Below are 22,781 nucleotides of genomic sequence, written 5' to 3' on the forward strand. Positions count from 1 at the left end.
ACTGGACGTCGAACCTCGATGACGGCCGCCTCTCGGGGTGGGAGCGCGGTCGCATCGCCCGCCCGTACGCGGCGTCCGTGCTGCCCGCGATCGCGCACCGGACCCCGGGACTGGGCAGCGCCGTCCGATCACTGGTCGACGAGGCGACATCCGACGTCGCGCGCTTCGACATCGAGGTGTCGATCATGCCGGTGCCGATGCCGGCGGTCCTGCTCCGCACGGAGTCGGCGTCGAGCTTCGCAGATCGAGCACCTCACGAGCAACGCCCGGAACCTGGCCATGGCCAGTCTCGGGGTTGGAGGGAAGCAGAACGCTGATCTGGTCGCGGCGAACGTGCGCGCGATGAATGAGGCGCTCGCGATAGGCGACGAGATCACCGCGGCGTCGATCCTGGCCGTCCACCGCGCGCTCCTGAGCGAGTCCGAACCCACCATCGCCGGCCAGTGGCGCGCCGAGCAGGTGTGGGTCGGCAAGCTCGTCGGTCAGTCCGCACCGTGCGGACTTCGTGCCGCCCCACCAGGATCACCTTCCGGCCGTGATCGACGACCTGGTCGCCTTCGCGGCACGGGACGACGTCCCCGCCTTAGTGCATGCCGCGCTCGTGCACGCGCAGTTCGAGACCATCCACCCGTTCGTCGACGGCAACGGCCGCACCGGCCGTGTCGTGCTCCACCAGGTGCTGCGGCGGCGCGGCCTCACACGGCACACGACCGTGCCGGTTTCCGCTGGACTGCTGCGGAGCCCCGAGCGGTACTTCCGCGCGCTGACGAGCTACCGCGAGGGGGACACCGACGCCATCGTCGAGCAGGTCGCCCAAGCTGCGATCGCTGCCACCTACAACGGGCGGCAAGCTCGCCGACGATGTCCTGGGCCTGCGCTCCGCGTGGCACGACCAGATCCACGCTCGCTCCGACTCGGCGGCATGGCGCCTGGCAGATGTCTTGTTTGCTCAGCCCGTGGTCAATGCCGAGTACGTGGCGACGACGCTTGCGATCTCCGACCGCGGCGCGCGCAACGCCATCGACATACTCGAGCAGGCAGAGGTCCTGCGGCCGTCGTCGTCGGCGCTCCGGAACCGGGTGTGGCAGGCGCCGACGGTGCTGGCCGCGATGGACGACTTCGCCGAGCGGGCAGGGCGACGGGTGTGAGTGCCGGGCCTTGCGCTCGAGGCGGTCGCGTTACTCGCGGAAGCTGAGGAAATACGGAAGTGGAGTGGAACATGCCCAGCGACGAACAGGGATCGCCGATGAATATCGAACGGCCCGGCGGCAAGGAGCGCCAGCCGTGGTTTCGACGGAACACGAACGGACCGGGCTGGCATCCGCTCCTGGCAGGGTGTGCTGATCCTCGGGCTCATCGTCACCGCACTCGTCGTCGTGGTCGTCATGCTGAAGACTGGGGTCCTCTAACGCGGAGCGAGGACTGAGTTGCGGTTCGACGATTCCGTCGCCGCCGTCTCGATCGCTGTTGCGGCCGGAACCGCGATTGCCAGCCTCAGTACGTCGACGTCAGGGCGCGCAGCTGGGCGACATACCGGCCCACGCAGGCTGCGCCGAGGACGTTGAGGTTCAGCGACAGGATCGCGACCGGCGCGGTGATCACGAGCGCACCCACGTCGTGCATGTCGATACGAGCGAACACCAGGCCGAGCATGGCCGGAACGACCGCCGGCGGGAGACCCAGGTAGACGGCGGATCGGATGGTCACCTGGACCTGGTACGGGGACATCCCCCCGGTGGATCCTGCGCGCGTCAGGGCGCTGCGGATCACCCGTCCGGGGAGGAACCACGAGACAAGGCTGAGGCCTACTCCCAGAAGGGCGCCGCCGAGACGGACGGTGGGTTGTTCGGTGATGACGAACACGCCGAGGAGGCCGGTCGCGGCGAGGCCAACGGAGAAATATCTTCTGGCCATCGCGAAGGTCCTGATGAACTGCTCGTCTGTCAGGGCGGCGGGTCCGCTCCCAGATGGTTCGGTCACGTCGTGAGGGTAGCGGCGCCGACGAGGGATCCAGGGTCGGACGACTGATCTTCAATCGATCGGCTCTGACCCCCGCGGTCAGGGTTCGGGGAACATCGGCATGCGCTCCATCGCGACCCACGGCGCCTCGGAGAACAGGTGGCCGTAGAGGTCCATCGTCATCGTCGCGGTGGCGTGCCCGAGGATCATCTGGACCGCCTTCACGTCGGCACCGGCGGCGATGAGCAGCGAGGCGGCTGTGTGGCGGAGGTCGTGAATCGTCGTGCCGGCGAGGCCAACCGCCTGCGTCGTCTCGGTCCAACGTGAGCGGACGCGGAAATTGGTGTTGGTCCAGATCGCGCCGGTGGGGCTGGGGAACAGGTACGAGCCCGACGGGACGGCCTCGATCCGGGTTCGGACGTACGACTCGAGCGTCGGCGGGACCGGCACGGTGCGGGTCTGGTGAGTCTTCGTCGGGCCGAAGATGGCAGCGCTGCTCCGCTTCGACTGCGGGGCGGCGCGGTGGACCCGGACGCCGAGGCCGTAGGGCGTCTGGACGACGTCGTCGACGCGCAGCGCGCACATCTCCGAGAACCGGAGGCCGGCCAGACCGAGGAACAGCACGACCGGCCGGCATAGCGGCGGCACGGCGTCGGCGAGCCGACCGAGCTGCTCCGCGCGTAGCCAGTGCGGCTCGCGTTTGGTCGAGCCCTTCGGGAGCGGGATCGCGCGGGCGACGTTGACGGTGAGCCGTCGGTCGCGCACGGCGTAGTCGAGGACCAGCCGGATCACCGAGAGCGCGCGCCGACGGGTGGCCGTCGCGAGGCCGCGACTCGTCATCGCCGTGAGCACGCGCTCGACGTCGGTCGCCGAGATCACGCCGATTGGCAGGCGACCGACGACGGGCACGATGTAGGAGTCGAGCAGGAACTGCGTCGTCTCCTGACTGCGCACGGCCAGGTGCTGCCGCGAGCCCTGCCACTCCTCGGCCAGCGTGCCGAACGCGATGCGGCCGCGGGTCGGGTCGATCCAGGCGCCGCTCTGGAGCTTGACCAGCTGGTCGGCCTCCCAGCGGCGGGCGTCCGTCTTGCGCGGGAACGACTTCTCGGCGATGACCCGGTGCTCGAAGAACAGCTTTGCGCGCCAGGTCACCTTGCCCGAGGGCAACGTCCGCCGCGTGACGGACATCAGCGTCGGCGCGGCTGCGCGGGCTCCCGATCCACCCACGTCGCCGGAATGAGGATGACGGACCCGAGCCGCCGGCACGGGATCTGCTCGGTCTCGGCCAGGTGGTACAGCGTCCGCACGGGCACGCCGAGGACGGCCGCGGCGTCCTTGACGCGGTAGTACTGCCGACGAGGCGTGACGGCCGGCGTGTTCATCTCGGACTGCGACGTCGTGGTCATGGTCGTTCTCCTTCGGTGGGTTGGGATCGGTTACCACCGCTCCAGCACAGGTCCATCGGGGACTCGGCTGGGCGGTGGGGTCAAGGGGGTCCGCGTCATCTGTGGACGAAGCGGCGGGATGGACGGGGCCTGTGGAAGACGAGCCGGGAGCGGCGGTTCCGGAGCTTTCGGGGTGATGGGCGGCCCAGGTCTCGGTGGCGGAGGTCTCGGCGTGGCTGGTGGCCAGGATCTGCTCGAGGATCCGGCGCGGGTTCTCGGTGTCGCCGGAGGGTAGGCAGTCGGGGTCGGGGTCGGGGTCGGGGCGGTCGGTGGCGACGTACATCCGGTTCAGGTGCCGGCCCCGGGTCAGGGCGACGTAGAGGTCTTCACGGCCCATGCCGGCGGTGATGACCGTGTGGGTCTCGTCGACGGTCATGCCCTGGCTGCGGGCAGTGGTCGTGGCGTACCCGAGCTCGACGGACTCGGTCACGTAGTCGGCGGGGAGGCGCAGCGTCGGGCCATCGGGGTCGTGGATCGGGCGCACGCGTAGGCCGCCATCGGGCAGGGTCGCTGTGATCTGCCAGAGGTCGCCGTTGCGGACGAAGCCGTCGGCCGTGTGCAGGCGCCGGTTGTTGCGGCGGGTCGTGACGACGTCCCCGACGCCGCCCGTGAGCCCGTCGGCAAGGGTGATGCCGTCAGGGTGGATCTGGCCGGTGCGGATGCGTTCGGCGCGGGTGCGGGCGTTCAGCTCGTTGACGGTGCGCCGGTCCGCCGCCGCGAGCAGCGCGACCCGGCCTTCGGCGGTCGCGGTGGTGGCCGCGTCGATGGCGTCGTCGAGCATGTCGTCGTGTGGCCCGTGGCTGACCCGTTCGTAGCGGATGTAGGCGTCCAGGGCGGCGGGTTGGCGGTGCCGCAGTTCGAGGGTCGCGCGCGCCTCCCACGGCTCACTGAACCGCCACAAGGACCGCAGTTCCGCGGTGGGGCCGCGACGAGCGAGCATCCCGAACATGCCGCCGGCGTCGACGGCGCCGCGTTGCAGGTGGTCCCCGACGAGCAGCACCTTCGCCTCCGCGGCGGATGCCTGACGGACGAGTTCGGCCAGGGTGCGGGTGTCGGCCATGGACGCTTCGTCGACGATGACCAGATCCCCACGTCGGAACACCCACCGGTCCTGCTCGAGGGCCAGGGCATGGCGGCGCTGGTTGGCGGCCTGCTTGTCCCAATAGCTGCCTCCGGGGGCGTCCAGAACAGTCATCTCGTCCTCGTAGCGCAACGCGCGCGTCATCGCTCCGTTACCGCTGGACTCGAAGACCCACTTCGCGGCGGTCTCACACCGCGCCCCCAACGCCGCGGACAGGGTCGCGGCCGCGTTGGCCGAAGGTGCGAGACCGACGACGTTGCCGCGGGTCTGGCGCCACGTGTCGGCAAGCGCGCTCAGGGTGGTGGTTTTGCCTGACCCGGCCGGTCCGACGATCACGTCCAGGCGGCGCGCAGACAGGACGACGGCCTTGGCTGCAGCGCGCTGGTCGTCGGCGAGGTGGGCCATTTGCCGGTCCGCCACCCGCCCGGCGACCACGGACACCCCGATCCCCATGGTGGTCTCGGCGGCGTCCACGACCGTGCGTTCGGCCTCCAACAGCTCGAGCGAGGTGTAGGTCTCCTCCCCGACGCGACGCCGCTCGGGGTCGGGCTCGTCGTCGAGGCGCACGCAGGCGCCGCTGGCCAGCGTCACGAGGTCGTTGGTGAGGTCGAGCCGGTCCTGCGGGGTGGCCATGCGCAGCAGCATCGACGAGCGCACCGCAGCCGCGCCAAGGTTCCACGTCGACCACACCGACCGCCGCGTCGAGACATCCTCGACGACCTGCGCGGCAATCGCCGCCCGGACCTCGGGCCCGACGTCGTCGGCGTGCAAGGGACGGCCGTAGGTGCCGGTCAGTGCGCGGGAGGCCAGGTCGACCGGCTCCCGCCCGGTCAGCGTGCGGGCACGGTTGGCCCAGTCCGCCAGCAGGTCCCGCAGGGCGTGCACGACCTTGGGCGGCCTCGTCTCGCGGGTCAGGTGCTGCCGCGCCCGGGTCGTCTCCGTGCGTGAGGGTGCCCGCCCTTGCCGTTGCGTGAACTCGTCCGCCCAGCGCTGCTCGGCGCAGTGGATCTGCTCCGAGCGCGTCGAGAACTCCGCGAGCAGGTCCTCACCGACGCCGTCGACCTCGAAGGCGGGGTTGCGCCTCTCACCCCGGTCCCGCAGCGACCACGTGGTGCAGAGTCGACGGGTGACCTCGTCGGCAAGCAGCACGTCGTACAGCTCGGAGACCGTCACCGTCGCGGCGTGGAGAGTGCGACCGTCAACGGACCGCCACACCCCGTCGAGACCCTGGACCTTGTTCGCGACGACGACGTGGGTGTGCAGGTTCGGGTCGCCGGCCCGGGAGTCCCAGTGATCGAACCCGGCGGCGACCATCCCGCGGGTGCGGACCTGCCGGCACCCGGCCGCCCCGACCCGCGTCCGGATCACGGAGTGCTCGAGGAACTGCAACGTTGTCGCCAATGCCGCGCGGGGGGCTTCGTACAGGGTCGCGCGGGTCGCGTCGTCGGCCAGACCCCACACCACGGACACCGACTTCGGGGCCGTGAACGTCAGGTCGAAGCCCGCTACCGCATGCCGGCCCTCACCCGAGGCAGCCTTGCGGAAGGGCGTTCCCAGGGACGCGCCGCTGACCGGGTCGCAGCCATCGCGGAACAGCCGCGTCATCGCCGCCTCGGACACGACGCTTCCGACGGGCAGACGGCCCTCGCCGACCGCACGCAGCCCGGTCCCGAGCCAGCGGCCGGCCGGGTTGCCGGTCTGCTCGTAGTACGCGGTCAGCGAGTCGCCCGCGGACAAGCCGGCGTCACCGGCTGCGACGTGCCGGGTCAGGTAGGCGTACCCGTCCCCGACCGTCAGCTTGTGCATCGACATCACCACGTCGGGACCCCCACCCGGCGGCACCCAGGGCACGTCGTCCTGGGCAGAGGTGCGCGATTGCAACACGCGACGCCGCGCATCGACACCACCCCCACCCAGCAGCACCATCTGCGTGTGCTGCTGCAAGCAGGTGTCGACGAGAACCGAGAAGACGCGACGCCCAACCGGGATTCGCCGGGGGCGAAGCGGTGACGGGCCTCGTTGGGGGCGCGCACCAGTCTTCGGACCGGCAGCTGAATCGACACCCCCATGGCGGCACCTCCTGGGAGCGGCCCCAGCGGCGAGTGCTCCTAGGTGTAGGTGTGCCAGCGGGTGTGTAACACGCGAGGTCCGCCAAGAAGCACGACCTCGAGCACACGCGCGGAGACCGTCTGTCGGGACTGCCGTTGGGCAGGTCACGGTGTCAACCGACCGTGCAGCAGTCCCCCTCCTGGCGGCTGCGTTCCCGGTCGCCTGACCGCTCGACCGGCGACAGAGATGCTCCGACCGTGGCCAGAAGCGCGGGTGAGCGGTCGTCTGCTCCGGCGGCGGCACCACCGACCCTGGTGGAACCGAACGGGATAGCGCCCAACTCAGGGCGCTGACCCGCGGCATGGGCTCGTTCGTCCGGCGAAGGTGCTGCGCCGCGCCAAGCCCGCCAGGCGGGGTAACCGCGGCCCGGCCTAGGTGTACTCGGCCGGGACGTTGGTGACGCGTTCGCCGTTGACGAGAAGAGAACCTCCGGTTGGAGTGTGGCTTGTCGAAGGCCCGCACCCACCCGGAAGTTCTCGTGCCTCACGCTAAAGCGAAGCTGGACTGGCGGGGACGCCAGCTGCGTATCGACCGCGTCGTGCACCAAGGGCGCCCGGTGGCCCACGTCGTTAACGAGCTGGGGATCTCCCGGCAGACCGGTTTCCGCTGGGTGCGCCGGTGGCGCACCGAAGGTGCAGCCGGGTTGCGGGACCGCTCCTCACTACCGCACTCGAAGCCGGACCGAACATCGCGGGCAGCTGAGGACGTGATCTGCGCAGCGCGCGTCCCGGTGCACGCCGGCCCAGACGTCTTGGGCGCCGAGTTCGACATATCCGCACGCACGGTCGCCCGGGTGTTGCGCCGCCGCGGGATGCCACTGCTGCAAGACCTCGACTCGTTGACCAAGCACGTGATCCGGGCAAGCGAAGCCGAGTACACCTAGGGCGTGCACTGGATCCGATGAAGTGGTCGATTGCGGGGGCTACGCCCCCTGAGACGGCACGCTCTGCTAACTGGGACCGCTACGGTGTAACGGATGCTGACAGTGGTTCTGACATGGCTATCTCAGCGGATCTAGCAGGTCATCACATGGTTCTTACAGTCACCCGCTAGAACGGCAGTTTTAGTCCGGGCGAAAGATCTTGCTTCCTACGCTGTGCCGGTGCAGTGTGTGACCATGACTTCACCGACTACGCCCGACCCAGAGGGCATCCCAACCCTCGCGGACGAAGAGCCGGCGGACGAGCACGAGACCCGGGCCTACCTGATCGAGCGGTCGAATCGGCCGTTCGCGCCTATCTCCAAGGGGTTCGTCCAGAACTCGAACCAGAAGTTGAAGGACCGCTCGGCGCCGCTCGCGACGTTCGTCACGCATGGTGATCTGCGCGGCCTGCGCGCCCTGCTGTTCCTGCACGCAATCATCAGCAGCGGGGATGGTGACAACGGGTGGTCGACCACGCTGCCGCTGGCTACGTGGGCGCGCGCCTTCGACACGACCGCGGGCGCCGAGCGCCGCTCCGCGTCGACCGCCGCCACCAAGGTCCTGACTCGGCTGACCACCCGAAAACTGATCCGGCGCGAACGAACGGGGCGGGCGCGACAGGTGACTGTGACCCTCCTGAAGCCGGACGGATCGGGATCGGAGTACACGCGTCCGGACGGGACCTCAGACCGCTTCTTGAAGCTCGACAACCGGTTCTGGACCGACCGGTGGTACGAGAAGCTGGACCTGCCGGCCACCGCGATGCTTCTCGTTGCCCTGCACGAGAAGCCAGGCTTCGAGCTTCCGACCGAGCACATGCCCCAGTGGTACGGCTTCTCCGCCGACACCGCCGAGCGGGGTCTTAAGAAGCTTCGGGACCTAGGCCTCATCGACGTGCAGACCAGGATCAAGAAGGCGCCGCTCGCTCCCACCGGAGCCACGCAGGTCAACGTGTACACCCTGGTCGGCCCGTTCACCGTGGCACCTGCTGCGACAACGACGCGGCGCAAGCCGGCGAAGAAGACCCTCCGGCGGAAGTCCGCAGCGACGACCGAGGGCGCGAAGAGTTCCACCTCTGGCAAGCAGAACAGGCGGCCGCGACGAGTGCGCCGCGACGAAGGGAATCAGCCGTGAACGCCCAGGTCGTCCCCAGCGAGGGCTTCCGGTTGTTCTACATCGACGACTCCGGGTCACCGAACGACGGCTACATCATCTACTCGTGGATCGAGGTGACGCCGTCGCGGTGGCCGTCCGGACTTCGCCACTGGCTCGACCTGCGCAAGAGGCTCTACGCGAAGTACCAGGTGCCACCGGCGACCGAGATCCACACGACCAAGCTCATCGGTGGCCGAGACATGCCAGCGATCGGGGGATCGCTGAACGCCTCGAAGGCGGAGCGACGCGACTTCGTTCGCGACGCGCTCGAAGGGATCGGGCAGAACACGGACGTGCGCATCGGCTCCGTCTACCGCGTCACGAAGGCACGTGGGAAGGCGTACAACGCCGAGCGCGCTGCGGTCTACCAGCTGCTGATCAAGCACTTGGACGACCGGCTCACCGCGGCGAACGAGTTCGCCATGATCTTCATGGACGGCGACGGGTCGGACCCGACGTACTTCCGCGAGCACCGCGACCTCAAGCTCGCCACCCGGCGCATCCTCGAGGACCCGCTCTTCCAGCACTCCCACGTTTCGCAGTGGGTGCAGATGGCGGACTTGGCCGCCTGGACCACGTACCAGGCGCTCGAGCGGCACCCGGGAAAGCCGTACGCCTGGCCCTGGTACGACGACTACCTGCACGGGAGCGACATCAACGGCGGACCGGTGCGGCTGTAGCGACTTGGCCCCACAAAAGCTAGACCCGCCAATCCACGTATGTGGGGCGAGTCCGCGCATACATGTTAGCAGTCATGAGGACGCCGCACCAGCGGGTGTTATGAGAGGACGAGTGAGAGAACCTGCGAGGACCTGTGACGCCGCGCGCGCTCGCGCCGAGCTGTAGCGGCGCGGCCGCCGCCCCGACCCCGGCGCACCGCTACGGTGCGCGAGGGGAGGACTCGTGGACGCACCGAGAGCACGGCTTGAGCGACAGGCCGGGGACGCGGAGGACGCGTGGGCCGCGCTGAACATCCCTGCGGCCGTCGCGGCGGCGATCAGTAGTTACCGGCCGTTCGGCGCACGGCGTGATGGGACGTCGGAGACTCCGCCGTCGCCGGCCGAGAGCGCGCTGTGATGGTTCAGCTCTTCCCCTGGACCACCTGTGGCCGCGACAGATTCAACGGCCTCGTCGAAGCGGTCCTCGTTCAGAAACATCAAACGGACGGACCGGGCGTCGCGCAGGCAGTGGATGGCAGTCGCGGTGGCGACGACGGCATCGACGTCGATGTGACCCTCGAGGATGGCTCGATCGACACGATCTATCAGCTGAAGTACTTCCCCGAGGGGTTCTCGGGGGAGTGGGCCAAGACTCGCCGGGCCCAGATCAAGAAGTCGCTGACCACGGCCCTGAAGCATCGCCCGCGGCGATGGGTACTAGTTACGCCCCGGAATCTCACGCCCAAGGAGCGCTCCTGGTTGCGATCCCAAGGTGGCGCTGCGAAGACGGTCATCACCTGGATGGGTTCCACAGACCTTGAGGTCGAGCTCACCCGCGCCCCGAACATTCTCCGGCACTTCACCGCGACCGCTCTCGGCGATGCGTTGAAGATCGGGGGCCTTGAGCGCTCCACTCTGGACAACCCGCAGGATCAGGAGGTGGCTCTCCGTAGCGTGTACGAGCGCATCGACGCGCAGAGCATCTACTGGGCCAAGCAGATCCACCTTGACCGCGCCGGAGCGATCACACAGGAGATCGTTGCCAGGCGGCCGGACGCCGCCGAGCGTGAGCCGCTGGGCATGTCCCTGCGACTGAAGGGTGATTCGCAGTCCGCCCAGGCCTCCCTCGAGGCCTTTGTGGAGGGAGGCCCGGACATCACGCTCGACGTGAACGAGATCGAGGAGTTGAGGCTTACCGGACCGAAGTGGTTCGCCCAAGACCTAGGCGGTGGGCAGCTGACCCTCATGCGCCCAGAACCGATCCCGGTCGGACCACGTCCGGTCGAGCTTCGCGTTGTCGACAAGGACGGCGGCACCCTGGTGGGTCTGCCGGGCACGATCGAGGCCGGCCGCATCCAGAACTCCACTGTTCCGTTGCATCTGCGCCTGCGGGGTGGCGTTGAGCTCCCGATTGGGCTTGTCGACCATTCCGGATTGCCCGAACCACGGCACCGCGCAGTTCGAGCACCACGGCCTCGACCAGGACGTCACCGATCTCGCGATGGCGTACCGCTTCATCGACGCCCTGACGCTGAACCCATCCCCTCGCGCTGAGATCTGGTTCGACGGGAATCTTCTCGCCGCGTTCCTCGTCACTTCATCGTTCAGCCACGCCGAGCCAGATGCCTACACCCGCCAGCTGGTGAGCGACCTCGACGTCGTCGCCCGTCACTTCGGCCTCCCCCTTCGACTGCCCGCCAGCCTTACCTGGTACCAGCGCCGCGAGATTCGAAGGTGTCGGCTCGTCGTCGAGGGTTACGTCGTCCTCGAACCGGACTTCGTCCGCCTTACCGCGGTGCTGAACGGAACGACGAACGGCACTCTCGAACCCCACTTGAGAAGCGAGGCATTCATGGTGGGGATGACCACCACGGTGCAGTACCTCGTCCTCAACCACCGGGTGAGCTTCACAGGAGCTCAGATCTTCCATCCCCGCGCCCAGGCGACTGACGCCAGCGAGGTGGCCAATGCACTTGAGTTCGGTGAGGCCGCCGGCCGGCAACTCGTTCTGCGCGGCCTGGACGGCACACCCTTCCGCGTATACGCGCCGGAACTGCGGCGCGACACGGGGCCACTCGACCCGACGCCGCTTGAGATCGAAGGAGACCCAGGTTCTGAACCGGGAGCGTCCGCTTAGCACCCTGTGGAACTTCGGAGGGGATCCGCGTGAGTGCAGGTTCACCCGATCGCTCGGGCGTACCCGAACGGCACCGGACACGGCAGCCCCAGCTGGCGGACCCCGACCCGAGTCGGTCAATAGGCGTGGCCGAGGCTGGCTTCGACTGGCCCGAACGCGGTCTCGACCATCAGCGGTCGTGGGTGGCCCTCAGCTTCCCGCCTCCACCCACTGGAGCGCCCGGTCCGCCGCAGCGTGTGCCAGCGTCCGGTACCCCGGCCTGGCTCCGTCGACCAGGGCCTGAGCTTCGGGCAGGTCGACAAGCGAGATGACGTAAGCCACGGCGAGGTCAGGATGGCCGGGCGAACGCATGTGCCAGGTGTCACTGGCCGGGTGCGTGTCCTGCACCTTGAGAACGATGCTGACGGGGTCGGCGAACCGCTCGGGAACCTGCCGGAAGGCGGGGTCGAGCACCATGCAGTGATCATCGGAGACCAGCACGACGTGTCCCGCCACGCCCGACATGCCTGAGACCATTGATGACGCCGGGTCCACGCGCCCTTCCGCTGCGTGGGCGTCGATGGTGGTCTGCCCGGCGAGCATAAAGGCATCACCGCGGCCGCGGGGGTCGGCGATCACCATCGTCACCGGGGCCAGCCGCAGCGGGATGCCGAGGTGTGCAGCGGCCTCGAGCATGACGGCCGCGGTGTCTAGGCACTGCGGCTCCGTCCCGCCGAGGTCGCCGACGATGATGCACAGGCCAGCCAGGAGCGTCTCGTTCACAGGCGAACCCTAGCCCCCGGGTAGCAGCCTGGGCAAGCCATCGGCGCAGTCGGGCGCGCGACGGTAGCCTCGGGCGCGGCGTTGCGTCGCAGCTCGCGCGAGATCGTCGACGGATCCCGGCCCAGTGCCCGGGCCATCACGCGCACCCCAGCACCCTGGACCTTCATCAATGCGATCTCCTCGCGCTCAGCAAACGACAAGTACCGCCCCGACGGCGCATCCTGGCTGATCGATGGCATCCCGCCACGCTCGGGGAACCACCTCGACCCGACGGGCCCCGACACGCCGACAGCCACCCCGGCGTCCTCGCTGGTGAGCCCGGCGGCGATCTCGCGCCAGAACGCGCGCTCGACCTCCCGACGATTGGGAGGCCGCCCCGGCGATCGCATCGCCGGCCGGCCAGTCTGAGTGACCAGCCAACCTGGCTGACGTCCCATCAACACCTCCATGATCGAGGTGTTGCGACGACCGGTTGAGTCCAGTCAGTACACGTCCTGGATATTCGGGCACCGGCTACGTCAGGCCGGTCTGCTGGGGTCGATGGGGCGGGTCGCCTCGAGCGTGGACAACACGATGATGGAGTCGTTCTGGTCGACCATGCAGCGCGAGCTGCTCGACCGGCACATCTGGTCCAACCGCGACGAGCTGGCCTCGGCGATCTTCGAGTGGATCGAGGGCTTCTACAACCCCGTCCGGCGCCACTCCGGCCTGGGCTACAGCTCCCCGAACGAGTTCGAGGACCAACACACCTCCGCTACCGCGGTGGCATGATCACGCACCGCAACTGTCCGGGAAACCGGGTCAGGCTCCCTACCGGGCTCGGCCCCGGTGCGCGCTGGCGGCCGCAAGGGCGGTCGAACCCTCGTGGCGCTCGACGGCAAGCCCGTCGCTGACAACTTCGACGACACACTCCTTCAGGCGCACGACGTGGTGCATAAGTCAGCCGAAGGTCGTGGCGCTGTGCGCTGGGTGCACTCGATTCCGGCGCTCGAGTTCGCGAACCAAGTCGCTGTCCTGAACAGACCCGGTCCACAGAACCTCTCGAAGCCCGCGGTCAAAGAGTCGGTGACCCGAGATTGCTTCGTCGTTCGGGGGCGCCATCTGACTGAAGATCGCGCCGTGCCAGACGAGTACGACACATCGCTGATCAGGATCGTTCGGGTGAGCTGCGACAGCGAACGCCGTCCTCCCGCCATCACCGGCCATCAGCACGGCGCTCGGGGCGTTGGGTTCCCAGGTGACACCGACTTCGAGTGGGTTCACGTACTCGGGCATGTCGAGGACCGTACCGGTCGGAGTCGCGCCGGCGGACTCGGACCCGACCAGGTCAGCCCGCAAAGCTGATCACGCGATGACTCTTCTTGCATCTCTGCGATGCCCATGTGGCTGGACTCGTTCGTGAACACCACGGCAAAGCCCGGGTCGCCGAGGACAGGAAGGGTCTGGCCCCGCATCCCCGCCCAGCCACGCGAGTTCACGAGCTCGAACTGGGATCGCAGCCGGCGGTCTCGCAGTGCCCGCCCACGCATCGGCGGGTCAGTACGGCGGCATCTGTCCCAGGATCTTGTCGGCGACATCGACGATCGCCTCGCACAGCGGCAAGTCGCCTCGTACGTCGTCACCCGTGGCCGGCAGTTCGTCGAGGTAGTCGCCCGCGTTGCGGGCACGGCGGATCCGGGAGTAGGGCGCCAAGGTTCCGCCCATGGGCGGGTCGAGCTGGGCGCGGATCGCGTCGTAGACCGCGACGTGGCCGCCGAGGCGGGTGGGCCGGAGCCCTTGGGCGAGCAGCACCGCGGTGAGGGCCTTGCGGTTCGCGGCGTGCAGCGCGTCGTAGGCCAGGTCGACGTCGGTGTCGGCGAGCACCGCGGCGGACTGCAGGTGCACGCGGGCCTTGTCGACGAGGGCGCGCGCTGCCTCGAGGTTGGCCGGCACGTGCTCGACCTTCCCGGCGGCGAGTAGCTGGTCGACCGTCGCGCGGCCCTGCGCCCAAGGGCTCACGAGGCGACCGCCTGTGCCTGGCGGCCCACGTGCAACTCGACGAGGGGCTTCTCGCGCACAGCCTTGACGAACGGCTCGGTCGCGTCGTTCCACCGGTCCGCGCTCAGGTAGGTGACGTTGACCTCACGGGCCAGCTGACGCTCGAGGCCGTCGAGGGCGGCGTCGACCTGCGCGCGGGAGGGCTTGCCGACGATCAGGACGTCGACGTCACCGGGCGCCTTGCCGGGCTCGCCTTGGTATCGAGCTGCCCACGAACCGTGCACGTAGGCGGCTTCAATGCCGTCGACGTGCGAGAGGGCCTGCTCGATGAGTCGTGCGGGGCCGTAGGTCACCACGAGCAGCTGGCGTAGCGGCGCCGTCGCAGGGTTGTCGAGCGCCGGACCGAGTACGGTCGCGCGGCCCACCCGCTCGCCAGCGATGAGACCGGCGTCGAGCAAGCGGCGCACCTCGCGAGAGACCGTGGGCTCGGGTGCGTCGAGAACTCGCGCGAGCTCCGCGGCCGTGACCGGCTTGTCGCCGGTCAGGACGTGTAGGAGGAGGCGCGCCTGGAGCGGCGAGCGGAAGATCGGCGCCAAAGCCGGTGCCTCGGTTCTCATATGACGCATGTTAACACTCACTAATAGAGTGTACGCGTAGCCCGCGCGAGTAGAACGCGGCGAGGTGCTCCAGAGAAACCGGCCGGCCCGGTACCGTCGCCGAGATGGCGACGTCCAGTCAGGAGCTTTTGGTGAGTGACAAGATCCAGCCGGTAGGCCCTGACGACGTCGACGCGATCACCATCGAACTCCTGAAAGCCCGGCGACAATACGCAACGCTGGCCGCCCTGGTCGTGCTGACACCCAGCGGCCAGCCGTTGCAGATCCAAGCCCTGCAGGCACTGGCAGAGACGGCAGAGCAGGCGGACGGCTTCACCTGGTGGTGGCGCGTCGTGCTGCGTGAATCGAACCCTCAGGTGTGGCTTCACTCGATCGAGAGTCTTCCCAGACCCCTCGCGGTGCCCGCGTCCTCGGAGGCTGAAATCACGGCATTCCTCCTTGCTGGACCGACCTCCGTCTCGCCACAGCAGGTGAGCGCGGATGACCAGCTGCGCAGAATCGTCTTCGAGCTGCTCGCGAACGGCGCGGCGATCGCACGCCGGGTCGCCCTGGCGGCCGCATCCGACAGCGAGACAGTCCCTCGAGCGATGATGCCGAAGGCTTTCGTGGTCCTTGGTGCCTCTAGCGACCCCAAGCTCCGCCGCTACGTCCTTGACGCCGCGACGTCGACAACGACGGTCGATCTAGGCCTTCTCCAGTCCTTGAGCGCGCCGTGGAGCGACGAAGAGGGAGACGCAGTAGCCGAGGCGTTGGTGCCCCTGTTGCGCAACTCCGGCAATGAGCGGCTGGAGATCCCCGGAGAGCTGCTGAGCAGACTGTCTGCCGCAAGACTCGCGAGAGTTCTGTTCGAGGTGCCAGCGGCTGTCGATCGCCTCACCGACGACGGCCTCACCGCGAAGCTCGGTGGCACGGGGCTTCGCGCCGTCGTGGAGGCCGTAGAGGAGTACGCGATCGTCGACGAGAGGGCGTCACGAGTCCGCGACGCTCTCGTGCGCAGTGCGGTCAACCTCGTCGACGGTCGGCAGGAGTTCGCGATCTGGGCTATCGGTCGGTACGGAAGCGCGAGCTTAGGCGTCTACTTCGATCGTCTCGTCGCGCTGCTGCCCAGCGCATGGGATCCCGAGCGATCAGCGACCGATCGGCGACTGCTGCTCGAGCTGTTCATGCTCGATCCCGCGCAGCACGCCGAACTGGCCTTGTTCCCAGTTGTGCAGCTCGAGGACTTCAACGCCGAGTTCCTCGACAACGGGGACGCGGCAGGACGACAAGGATTGGGGCGGATCCTTGGACGCTCGGTGCCACGCATCGACATTGACCGCCTGACCTTGCGCCTGCAGGAACTTGCCAGCCAGACGCCTGACGGGATCGGAGATCTCGTCGCCGGCGCCTTGGTGCACCTGAACCCGCGACCACCGGAGTCGTACAGTTGGCCACCACGACAAGCGCCGGTCTTGCGGCTCTCTTCTCATCCGGCATGGGCGTGCTGGCGATCGATGCCCTGAGAGAGCGGGAGGCGACTGCCGACGCTCCGTCTCGGCGGTCGAGGCGATCACGCGCGTCGAGATCCCAGACGCCGGCACCGACGACCAGCTGTTGGTTGATCTCCTCGGTCTCATCCGTGCCACCGACTTGACCCGCGCACACAGCGAGCGGCTCGTCGCCGCCCTCGAGGACCGACCGGCGACCGCCGAGCTGCACCTGGAGCATGTTGCTGACCTTGCCGGGACCTGAGGCGCGGCAGGTGCGCGCGGACGCTCTCGTCCCGCTACTCAGGTTCGTCGCCGACACAGAACTTGCAACCAAGAGGGTGGTCGACGGCGAGTTGCTCGACGCCACCCGCCACGCCGTCCAGCTTGCACGGCCAGGACATCCAGGCCGCGGCGGCAGCGTGGCTCGCAGCGGCACCGCTAGACGGCCAACTCCTGGAGATCGTGGTGGAAGCCGCTACGAGCCATGTCCAGGACGACAACGCCTACGCCGACGCACGCCAGATTCTCGCGAAGCGGTACGTCACCCGTGCAGGCGACCCGGACAGAGCGACGAGCGAGCGAACCGACGACCTCTACCTGGCGAAGCGGGCCGACGAACCCATAGCAAGGAAGTGCGCATTCGGTCTCGCGGGGAGCCCAACCGTCCAGCTGCGGCAAGTAGCAGCAAACATTCTCGCTTCCACTGCGGGATCGGTGGACGAGATCGAGAAGCTCCAGAGCTTCCAGCAGGGCGAGGGGGTTCGGGCAGTCGCCGACCAGCTGCGCACCGCGCTACGGCGAATCCAATCGGGAGACATCGGCCAGGCGCTCCACAACCTCGTCGGCCTGCTGAACCTGCCCGACGTCGACGACAAGCACCTGCGCACATATCTGCCGCACCCAGAATGGGACGACACCTTCATCGACTGCGTGGACGAGATGCGCGCCGGGGCCGCCGGCGACCCGAAGGAAGCCGCCGCTGGTGCGATCCGCCTCGGCGAGCACCTGGTCGCGATGGCTGTCGCCGACACGTACGCCACCGGAAACCCCAAGCAGCAGAAGCAAAGCGAGGACCTGCTCTCCAACGCCACGTCAAAGCCCGATGTCGGGGCGCTCGTGAACAACCAAGAACTCATACAACGCATGCCGTGGCTGCACACCTACGCCGCGCTGCGGATCCACCGCTCAGCTCATCCAACCCCGGCTGGATCGACGCAGCCGGCGCCCGCGCCGGAGTCGGTCTCCTATGTGCTGACCCTGATGCGCGACGTCGTTGAAGGATGGATCAAGACCATGCGGGAACTCCCACCCGGGTGACCGCCCGTGCTGATGCTGGCGCTTGCGCGCATAGGACCGGCACTCTTCCAGCGTGGGCACCGACGCATGGGAGAACTGGCGCTACTTCGACGCGGGGAATGCAGAGCTCGAGAACACCGACGACGAGCTTCACCGACCGCGCGTTCGCTGGCAGCGCGCAGAAGTTCGGGCCGTTCGTCATCTCCGTGATCATCCGCGACGAGGGCGACGTCGGACCGGCGCTCCTGCTGCACGCGGGAATCCACGCCTGGCTCCTGCCGGAACTGGTGATTGACGGTGTTGGGCTCGCGCCCGCAGATTCCGACGCGCACCACGGAGGGATCATGAGCGACGAGATCGCTGCACTGATCAGCCTCGAGCTCGGAGTGCGCCTTCGCTACGCCGGCACCCGACAGCAGTCCTTGCTGCACGCGCACGGACTTCGACCTCCTGTGCACTTCGAGGTCTCTCGTCTGGTCCGGCCCGGCCCTCCCGGCCGTGAGCAGATCCCCCGAGTGATGTCGAGGTCGGCGAACATCGAAGACCTCCGCCGATTCGCAGCCTCGCCGAACAGGATCAGATCGAGTTGGTGCGCGCCGCACGGGCCTACGCCACGGCATTGTGGTGGGCGAACGAGGACCCGAACCGCGCGTGGCTCGATCTGATCACCGCCGTCGAGATTGCAGCCAAGCGCCGGCAGACCACCGAAGTCGAACCGGTCGAACTGGTCCGAGAGTTGTGGCCAGAGCTCTGGAACGTCCTCGAGGGTTTGGACGAGGACGTCCGGGCAAAGATCGCGGCGCTCCTCTCCCCTCAGTTGAGGGCAACTCGAACGTTTATCGACTTCATCGCCGAACTCTCGCCGGAACCGCCAGAGCCAAGACCTGAGTGGGCAAAGCTCGACTGGACGGAGATGCGACGGCACGCGCGCGTGATCTACAACCACCGATCCAAGTCGCTGCACACCGGCAAGCCGTTCCCGAATCCGATGCTCGAGCAGCCGCGGCGCAGCGACCCCAATGGCGCGGTCCAAGAGGCGCCGTGGGGGCTGACGGCGGGCGGAGCGTCGGGCGCGATCTGGGAGAAGGCTGAACTGCCCATGCTCCTGTCTACGTTTGAGTACATCGTTCGCGAGGCACTGCTGCGATGGTGGGACGAACTGGCGGCGGCGAGACCAGGCGTCTCAGCCGCAGACGGGACCAACTCGGGTGCCCGACTCGCAGTTTCGCGCCCACCAGGTGTTGCGAAAGGGGTACGTCGATGGCTGGTAACGGCGTGCAAACCTCGCACAAGTACGGGGCGTGGGTAAACGAAGCCTGCGCCATTTCGATCGTGACGATCTCGTCGACTTGTTCGCAAGGGCACCGGCGTGGTCAGCGGGTGGTCAGCAGAGAGCATGAAATAGCCGCGGTTGGAGAACTACCCGCATGTATTTCCGCAGATCACGGCGTTGCGGCGCCCCTGGATGGAACTCCTAAAGCGGGTGTTGGCGCGGCGACACCGTTGGGCACTCCGGCGCCGCACTCGCAAGCCCAGGCGATGAGCTGACGCCATTTGATGGACCGTCACGCCTGGCTGCTCGATCGATAGACAGTTCGACGACATGATGCCGTCGATGCGACGGGTGTCCGATCGCGGTTGCTCTGCTTTCAATCTCGTAGGCAGATCGTTGCAACGGTTTCGCCGCATGGGGAGCGTGTTCGGGCGACGAATTTGCGGTGCGGGAGCCCTTCAACAGCGTCGGGCCTCGTTGGAGGCTGCTGACCGAAGGCTGCTGACCGATCCTTGCCTGTGGTCAACCGCGAGTCAGACGCCGTCGAGGATGCCGCGCAACGTGGCGGTGTAGTCGTCGAGCGCCTGGCGTCCGGAGGGGGTGAGCGCGACCGTGGTGAGAGATACGGTCCCGTTCCTGGACTTCTCGCTGCTGATGTAGTCGGCGTCCTGGAGCTTGCGCAGGTGGATGATCAGGTTGCCGGGGGTGAGGCCGATCAAGTCCTGCAGGCGGGTGAACGAGACCGTGTCCCCTTCGGGCAGCGCCGCGAGCGTCGCGACGATCTTCAGCCTTGTGGGTACGTGGATCAGCGGGTCGAGTGCGTTGTCGTTCATGGGCGCGCCGTCATCGGCGTTGCTGCCGTGCGGTGGCGACGGCGGCCTGGCCGAGGAGCACCGCGCACAGGCCCACGCCCGCGACCGCCCACGACCCGGCGGGCCCCGCGAACAAGCCGACGACACCGACCACGACGACCGCGGTCCCGTTGGCACAGTCGCGCCAATCTGCCCGCGCCGCCATCAGGACAGCCCAAGCCAGGCCGGGGATGATCAGGACCGTGGTCGGGTACTCGCTGTAGGTCACCCCGGCGGCGGCCAGCACCACGATCATCACGGGCGCAGCGATCCAGGCCAGCGCGGCGACGGTGATCTCGCTCGGACGAAGTCGGGACCTCCCCTGAACGCCGGTCAGCGCGCGGTGTCGCACAGCGACCGTGGCGGCGAAGTTGACCACGATGAAGGCGATCAGGACGGGGATGTCTGCGGTCGTGGGGCCACGGTAGGGGTGCTGTCCTCGCACCGAGAGCCAGACCGCGCCGAGGGCGGCCAGGACCATCAGCGCTCGGGTCTCCAGGAGCCATGGCGGGCTGGGCGCGAGCCGGCGGCGTGCCTGCTGCGTGGCCCTGTCGAGCAGGGCGGCGGCCTGTGAGGGATCGAAGGGACCGCCGTTGTCCGCCGCAGCATGAGGTGTGTGCGTCATGATGTCTACCTCGCTCTACTCTATGATGCAAAGTAGACTACTTTGCGGCGCAAAGTCAAGGGCCGCCAACCACCCGGACGGCCGCTGCCGCCGAGTCGGTCCGTCTCGGTACGCTCGCGACCGCCATCTGCTCGCACCGGCCCGGGAGGACGCGTGACCCGCACACCCGGCCCGACGTCCTTGACGGTCCTCGTTCTGGCCACGTGCATCGCATTCCTGATCGCCGGATGTGGAACCGACTCCCGGTTCGATGGCCCGTCGGAGGTGGGCGACAACGAACCACTAGGGCGTGTCGCGGTCGAACCCACTGAGGTAGCGCCGCCCGTCGAGCCGGCACCGCAGGCTGTCGTCCTGTGGGAATGTCACTACGTGCCGACGTACGACGATGACTGGCACAACGACGTCCTGTGTTCCAACGGCGTCGACGAAGATCGCCCGTACCTCCGAGAAGGCGACTCGTACATCACCGAGGACGAGATCATGGCCTCTGCCCAGGAGTACCAGAACCAGCTCAACGCGTCGTAACCCGCCGGGTATGACAATCTTCCGCAGTGACTGATCAGCAGACTGCGGGAGACGATCGCACGGCGGCCGACCCGGCGCCGAACGACCGCGTGTCGTCGATCTTCCGGTTCACCACGGAGCTGGTGGCGTGGATCGCCACGCCGTGGGTGCTGTCCCGTCATTCGGTGGTGCTCGCGGTCCTGAGCGTGGTCGTCCTCATCGGGGTGCCGACGATCTTCGGCACGATCGGCGACCGGGGCCACGGACGGCCGCCGGTGCCGGTCCCCGGTTTCGTGACGATCGGCATCGTGCTGATGGAGTTCACCGCCGCGGTCGTCGCGAGCTGGCTGCTGATGCCGACGATCGCCGCGATCGTCGTCACGGCCCTCGTTGCGGTCGGGGTCGTGATCGAGCAGCCGCGCTGGCGCTGACTGCTCCGGCACAGCTGATCGGGACCGGGTCGGCCGAGGCGCCGATGACGCGTGCCGTGCGATCGGTCGTCAGCCGCCGAGATAAGGATCGGCCCACGCGCTGATGATGCGTGCAGCGCGCTGGGCCTGGGTGCCCTGGGTGAGGAGATGGTCGGCTCCCTCCAGCGACACAAAGCTGCGGGGATGCCTCGCGGCCCGGAAGATGTCGCTGGCGTTGCCGATGCCCACCGTGTTGTCGGTGGGCGAGTGCAGGACGAGCAGCGCCTTGCGCAGGGTGCGGATCCGATCGTGCAGATCCGCGGCGCGTACGTCGTCGATGAAGTGCCGGCGCAGCGTGAGCGCCTTCCCTCCGATGAGGAACGGCGCCTCCCCGTCCTGGAGGATCCGCTCGATGAGCGCGTCGTAGGTGTGCTCGACGTGCGCGGGGTCGTACGGGGCGCCGATGCTCGCCACCGCGCGCACGGAGTCGACCAGGTGCGCCGTGGCGATGACGGCGGACCCGCCGAACGAGTGCCCCACCAGCAGGTGGACGGGTCGGCCGGAGCCCGCCATGAACCTGACCGCCTGTGCGGTGTCGGCGACCTTGATCGAGAACGATCCGTCGCCCCAGTCGCCCTCGGAGCCGCCGAGGCCCAGGTTGTCGAAGCGCAGCATGCCGATGCCCTCGGACGCGAGTCTGCTTGCAGATCCGGCTCGCCGCCGGCGAGTCCTTCCCCATGGTGAACCCGTGCGCGAAGACGCCCCATCCCCGGACCGGCCCCTGGGGGTGGTCGATGAGGCCCGCGAGCCGCGGCCCGGTCGAGCTGGTGAACCACACCCGTTCGGCCATGTCGGGTGCCCTCCTGTCGGCCTGCCCATCACCGCCGTCGCGCCGAGGCTAGCGGGGCCACGACGTCGGGGCAGGCGTACGATAGTTAACGATGTGTCGCTACGTATCACGAACGAGAGGACGCTGACATGCACCACCACGGCAGGGGACCGCTCGGTCCTGACTTGAGCAGCTTCGCGCGCACCTTCGCAGGCTTCGGCATGGGCGGCCCCGGACCTGGCTTCGGGCAGCCCGGGCGGGCGCGTCGCGGGGACATCCGCACCGCCGTGCTGCGGGTGCTGGCCTACGAGCCGATGCACGGCTACCAGATCATCCAGGAGATCTCCGCGCGCAGCGGCGGCACCTGGAACCCCAGCGCGGGCTCGGTCTACCCCACCCTGCAGCTGCTGGCCGACGAGGGCCTGGTCGTCGCCAAGGAGACCGGAGGCAAGAAGGTCTTCTCGCTGACGGACGCCGGCACGGCGGCGGTGGCCGACCTGGCCGACGAGCCGGCGCCGTGGGACGTCGCGGCCGCGAGCTCGGACCAGAGCGGTTTCGGCGCGCTGCGCGAGGCCGGCGGGCGACTGGCCGCGGCGGTGCTGCAGATCGGCAGGTCCGGCGACAAGACTCAGATCATGTCGACCATCGAGATCCTCAACACCGCGCGCAAGCAGGTCTACACGCTGCTCGCCCAGGACTGA

At 68.3% G+C, this 22,781-nt stretch carries 23 protein-coding genes and 3 pseudogenes; 16 read left to right on the forward strand and 10 right to left on the reverse strand.

The features are described 5' to 3' along the window. Nucleotides 1-535 precede the first annotated feature (535 nt). Nucleotides 536-622: pseudogene (locus tag AC38ZX_RS03050) on the forward strand (hypothetical protein); the annotation flags it as partial. On the opposite strand, the gene AC38ZX_RS03055 reads toward AC38ZX_RS03050, so the two are convergent. Beyond that, nucleotides 584-817 carry a hypothetical protein gene (locus AC38ZX_RS03055; protein WP_491297560.1) on the reverse strand — a complete coding sequence of 78 codons (234 nt, stop codon included), beginning with the start codon at nucleotides 815-817 and terminating at the stop codon, nucleotides 584-586. The pseudogene AC38ZX_RS03050 and the gene AC38ZX_RS03055 overlap by 39 nt on opposite strands. Nucleotides 818-956: 139 nt before the next feature. On the opposite strand from AC38ZX_RS03055, the gene AC38ZX_RS03060 reads away from it, so the two are divergent. Beyond that, nucleotides 957-1,148, forward strand: a complete 192-nt coding sequence (locus AC38ZX_RS03060; protein WP_491297561.1) for a hypothetical protein — start codon at nucleotides 957-959, stop codon at nucleotides 1,146-1,148. A 346-nt stretch (nucleotides 1,149-1,494) separates the two neighbouring features. On the opposite strand, the gene AC38ZX_RS03065 is transcribed toward AC38ZX_RS03060, so the two are convergent. After that, on the reverse strand, nucleotides 1,495-1,980 hold the full coding sequence (locus tag AC38ZX_RS03065; RefSeq protein ID WP_491296289.1) for a hypothetical protein: 486 nt from the start codon (nucleotides 1,978-1,980) through the stop codon (nucleotides 1,495-1,497). 78 nt (nucleotides 1,981-2,058) lie between these two features. Beyond that, nucleotides 2,059-6,429: a MobF family relaxase gene (gene mobF / locus AC38ZX_RS03070; RefSeq protein WP_491296290.1), complete on the reverse strand. Its 4,371-nt coding sequence runs from the start codon at nucleotides 6,427-6,429 to the stop codon at nucleotides 2,059-2,061. 610 nt (nucleotides 6,430-7,039) lie between these two features. Here mobF and AC38ZX_RS03075 point away from each other — a divergent pair. From AC38ZX_RS03075 to AC38ZX_RS03095, 5 genes are all read left to right on the forward strand, one after another. Next, complete coding sequence (locus AC38ZX_RS03075) at nucleotides 7,040-7,477, forward strand: helix-turn-helix domain-containing protein (protein WP_491296291.1); 438 nt, start codon at nucleotides 7,040-7,042, stop codon at nucleotides 7,475-7,477. Between the two features lie 234 nt (nucleotides 7,478-7,711). Next, complete coding sequence (locus tag AC38ZX_RS03080) at nucleotides 7,712-8,650, forward strand: hypothetical protein (protein WP_491296292.1); 939 nt, start codon at nucleotides 7,712-7,714, stop codon at nucleotides 8,648-8,650. Next, nucleotides 8,647-9,351: a DUF3800 domain-containing protein gene (locus AC38ZX_RS03085; protein ID WP_491296293.1), complete on the forward strand. Its 705-nt coding sequence runs from the start codon at nucleotides 8,647-8,649 to the stop codon at nucleotides 9,349-9,351. The genes AC38ZX_RS03080 and AC38ZX_RS03085 overlap by 4 nt, the downstream gene beginning before the upstream one ends. Before the next feature lie 396 nt (nucleotides 9,352-9,747). Further along, a complete protein-coding gene (locus AC38ZX_RS03090) occupies nucleotides 9,748-10,884 on the forward strand; it encodes a hypothetical protein (RefSeq protein ID WP_491296294.1) in 1,137 nt (378 codons plus the stop codon). Next, nucleotides 10,832-11,467, forward strand: a complete 636-nt coding sequence (locus tag AC38ZX_RS03095; protein ID WP_491296295.1) for a hypothetical protein — start codon at nucleotides 10,832-10,834, stop codon at nucleotides 11,465-11,467. Before AC38ZX_RS03090 ends, AC38ZX_RS03095 begins: the two co-directional genes overlap by 53 nt. A 189-nt stretch (nucleotides 11,468-11,656) precedes the next feature. On the opposite strand, the gene AC38ZX_RS03100 is transcribed toward AC38ZX_RS03095, so the two are convergent. Continuing rightward, entirely contained in the window at nucleotides 11,657-12,142 is a 486-nt protein-coding gene (locus tag AC38ZX_RS03100; RefSeq protein ID WP_491296296.1) for a hypothetical protein, read from the reverse strand. A 161-nt stretch (nucleotides 12,143-12,303) separates the two neighbouring features. Further along, nucleotides 12,304-12,666: pseudogene (locus tag AC38ZX_RS03105) on the reverse strand (helix-turn-helix domain-containing protein); the annotation flags it as partial. Nucleotides 12,667-12,676: 10 nt separating this feature from the next. Here AC38ZX_RS03105 and AC38ZX_RS03110 point away from each other — a divergent pair. Both AC38ZX_RS03110 and AC38ZX_RS03115 read left to right on the forward strand, forming a co-directional pair. Beyond that, nucleotides 12,677-13,000, forward strand: a complete 324-nt coding sequence (locus AC38ZX_RS03110; protein WP_491296297.1) for a transposase — start codon at nucleotides 12,677-12,679, stop codon at nucleotides 12,998-13,000. A gap of 93 nt (nucleotides 13,001-13,093) precedes the next feature. Continuing rightward, complete coding sequence (locus tag AC38ZX_RS03115) at nucleotides 13,094-13,573, forward strand: hypothetical protein (protein WP_491296298.1); 480 nt, start codon at nucleotides 13,094-13,096, stop codon at nucleotides 13,571-13,573. 192 nt (nucleotides 13,574-13,765) lie between these two features. On the opposite strand, the gene AC38ZX_RS03120 is transcribed toward AC38ZX_RS03115, so the two are convergent. Beyond that, complete coding sequence (locus AC38ZX_RS03120; RefSeq protein ID WP_491296299.1) at nucleotides 13,766-14,227, reverse strand: hypothetical protein; 462 nt, start codon at nucleotides 14,225-14,227, stop codon at nucleotides 13,766-13,768. Then, a complete protein-coding gene (locus tag AC38ZX_RS03125; RefSeq protein ID WP_491296300.1) occupies nucleotides 14,224-14,823 on the reverse strand; it encodes a winged helix-turn-helix domain-containing protein in 600 nt (199 codons plus the stop codon). Before AC38ZX_RS03125 ends, AC38ZX_RS03120 begins: the two co-directional genes overlap by 4 nt. A gap of 131 nt (nucleotides 14,824-14,954) precedes the next feature. Between AC38ZX_RS03125 and AC38ZX_RS03130 the strand changes: the two genes are divergently transcribed. From AC38ZX_RS03130 to AC38ZX_RS03145, 4 genes are all read left to right on the forward strand, one after another. Beyond that, a complete protein-coding gene (locus tag AC38ZX_RS03130) occupies nucleotides 14,955-16,325 on the forward strand; it encodes a hypothetical protein (RefSeq protein ID WP_491296301.1) in 1,371 nt (456 codons plus the stop codon). Between the two features lie 91 nt (nucleotides 16,326-16,416). Continuing rightward, a complete protein-coding gene (locus AC38ZX_RS03135; protein WP_491296302.1) occupies nucleotides 16,417-16,554 on the forward strand; it encodes a hypothetical protein in 138 nt (45 codons plus the stop codon). Nucleotides 16,555-16,676: 122 nt separating this feature from the next. Continuing rightward, nucleotides 16,677-17,609, forward strand: a complete 933-nt coding sequence (locus tag AC38ZX_RS03140) for a hypothetical protein (protein WP_491296303.1) — start codon at nucleotides 16,677-16,679, stop codon at nucleotides 17,607-17,609. 568 nt (nucleotides 17,610-18,177) lie between these two features. Continuing rightward, nucleotides 18,178-18,897, forward strand: a complete 720-nt coding sequence (locus AC38ZX_RS03145; protein ID WP_491296304.1) for a hypothetical protein — start codon at nucleotides 18,178-18,180, stop codon at nucleotides 18,895-18,897. Nucleotides 18,898-19,394: 497 nt separating this feature from the next. Here the strand turns inward: AC38ZX_RS03145 and AC38ZX_RS03150 are convergent, their stop codons facing one another. Together AC38ZX_RS03150 and AC38ZX_RS03155 are read right to left on the reverse strand one after the other, a co-directional pair. Further along, nucleotides 19,395-19,694, reverse strand: coding sequence for a transcriptional regulator (locus AC38ZX_RS03150; RefSeq protein ID WP_491296306.1), 300 nt, complete (start codon nucleotides 19,692-19,694; stop codon nucleotides 19,395-19,397). A 10-nt stretch (nucleotides 19,695-19,704) separates the two neighbouring features. Then, nucleotides 19,705-20,337 (reverse strand): hypothetical protein, encoded by a 633-nt coding sequence (locus tag AC38ZX_RS03155; protein WP_426594410.1) that lies wholly within the window; start codon nucleotides 20,335-20,337, stop codon nucleotides 19,705-19,707. A 153-nt stretch (nucleotides 20,338-20,490) separates the two neighbouring features. Between AC38ZX_RS03155 and AC38ZX_RS03160 the strand changes: the two genes are divergently transcribed. Continuing rightward, nucleotides 20,491-20,862: a hypothetical protein gene (locus AC38ZX_RS03160; RefSeq protein ID WP_491296307.1), complete on the forward strand. Its 372-nt coding sequence runs from the start codon at nucleotides 20,491-20,493 to the stop codon at nucleotides 20,860-20,862. 26 nt (nucleotides 20,863-20,888) lie between these two features. Then, complete coding sequence (locus tag AC38ZX_RS03165; RefSeq protein WP_491296308.1) at nucleotides 20,889-21,272, forward strand: hypothetical protein; 384 nt, start codon at nucleotides 20,889-20,891, stop codon at nucleotides 21,270-21,272. Between the two features lie 69 nt (nucleotides 21,273-21,341). Here AC38ZX_RS03165 and AC38ZX_RS03170 read toward each other — a convergent pair. Further along, a pseudogene (locus tag AC38ZX_RS03170) lies at nucleotides 21,342-22,101 on the reverse strand (alpha/beta hydrolase family protein). Between the two features lie 164 nt (nucleotides 22,102-22,265). On the opposite strand from AC38ZX_RS03170, the gene AC38ZX_RS03175 reads away from it, so the two are divergent. After that, nucleotides 22,266-22,781 (forward strand): PadR family transcriptional regulator, encoded by a 516-nt coding sequence (locus AC38ZX_RS03175; RefSeq protein ID WP_491296309.1) that lies wholly within the window; start codon nucleotides 22,266-22,268, stop codon nucleotides 22,779-22,781.

It is taken from the genome of Cellulomonas sp. McL0606 (genome assembly GCF_058248365.1).

Excerpts from the sequence above, each read along its gene's own strand:
- AC38ZX_RS03095 (WP_491296295.1), top strand. The coding sequence starts at position 10,832 with ATGGCGTACCGCTTCATCGACGCCCTGACGCTGAACCCATCCCCTCGC.
- AC38ZX_RS03080 (WP_491296292.1), top strand. The coding sequence starts at position 7,712 with ATGACTTCACCGACTACGCCCGACCCAGAGGGCATCCCAACCCTCGCG.
- AC38ZX_RS03150 (WP_491296306.1), bottom strand. The coding sequence starts at position 19,694 with ATGAACGACAACGCACTCGACCCGCTGATCCACGTACCCACAAGGCTG.
- AC38ZX_RS03090 (WP_491296294.1), top strand. The coding sequence starts at position 9,748 with ATGGTTCAGCTCTTCCCCTGGACCACCTGTGGCCGCGACAGATTCAAC.
- AC38ZX_RS03155 (WP_426594410.1), bottom strand. The coding sequence starts at position 20,337 with ATGACGCACACACCTCATGCTGCGGCGGACAACGGCGGTCCCTTCGAT.
- AC38ZX_RS03110 (WP_491296297.1), top strand. The coding sequence starts at position 12,677 with ATGATCGAGGTGTTGCGACGACCGGTTGAGTCCAGTCAGTACACGTCC.
- AC38ZX_RS03125 (WP_491296300.1), bottom strand. The coding sequence starts at position 14,823 with ATGAGAACCGAGGCACCGGCTTTGGCGCCGATCTTCCGCTCGCCGCTC.
- AC38ZX_RS03100 (WP_491296296.1), bottom strand. The coding sequence starts at position 12,142 with ATGCTCGAGGCCGCTGCACACCTCGGCATCCCGCTGCGGCTGGCCCCG.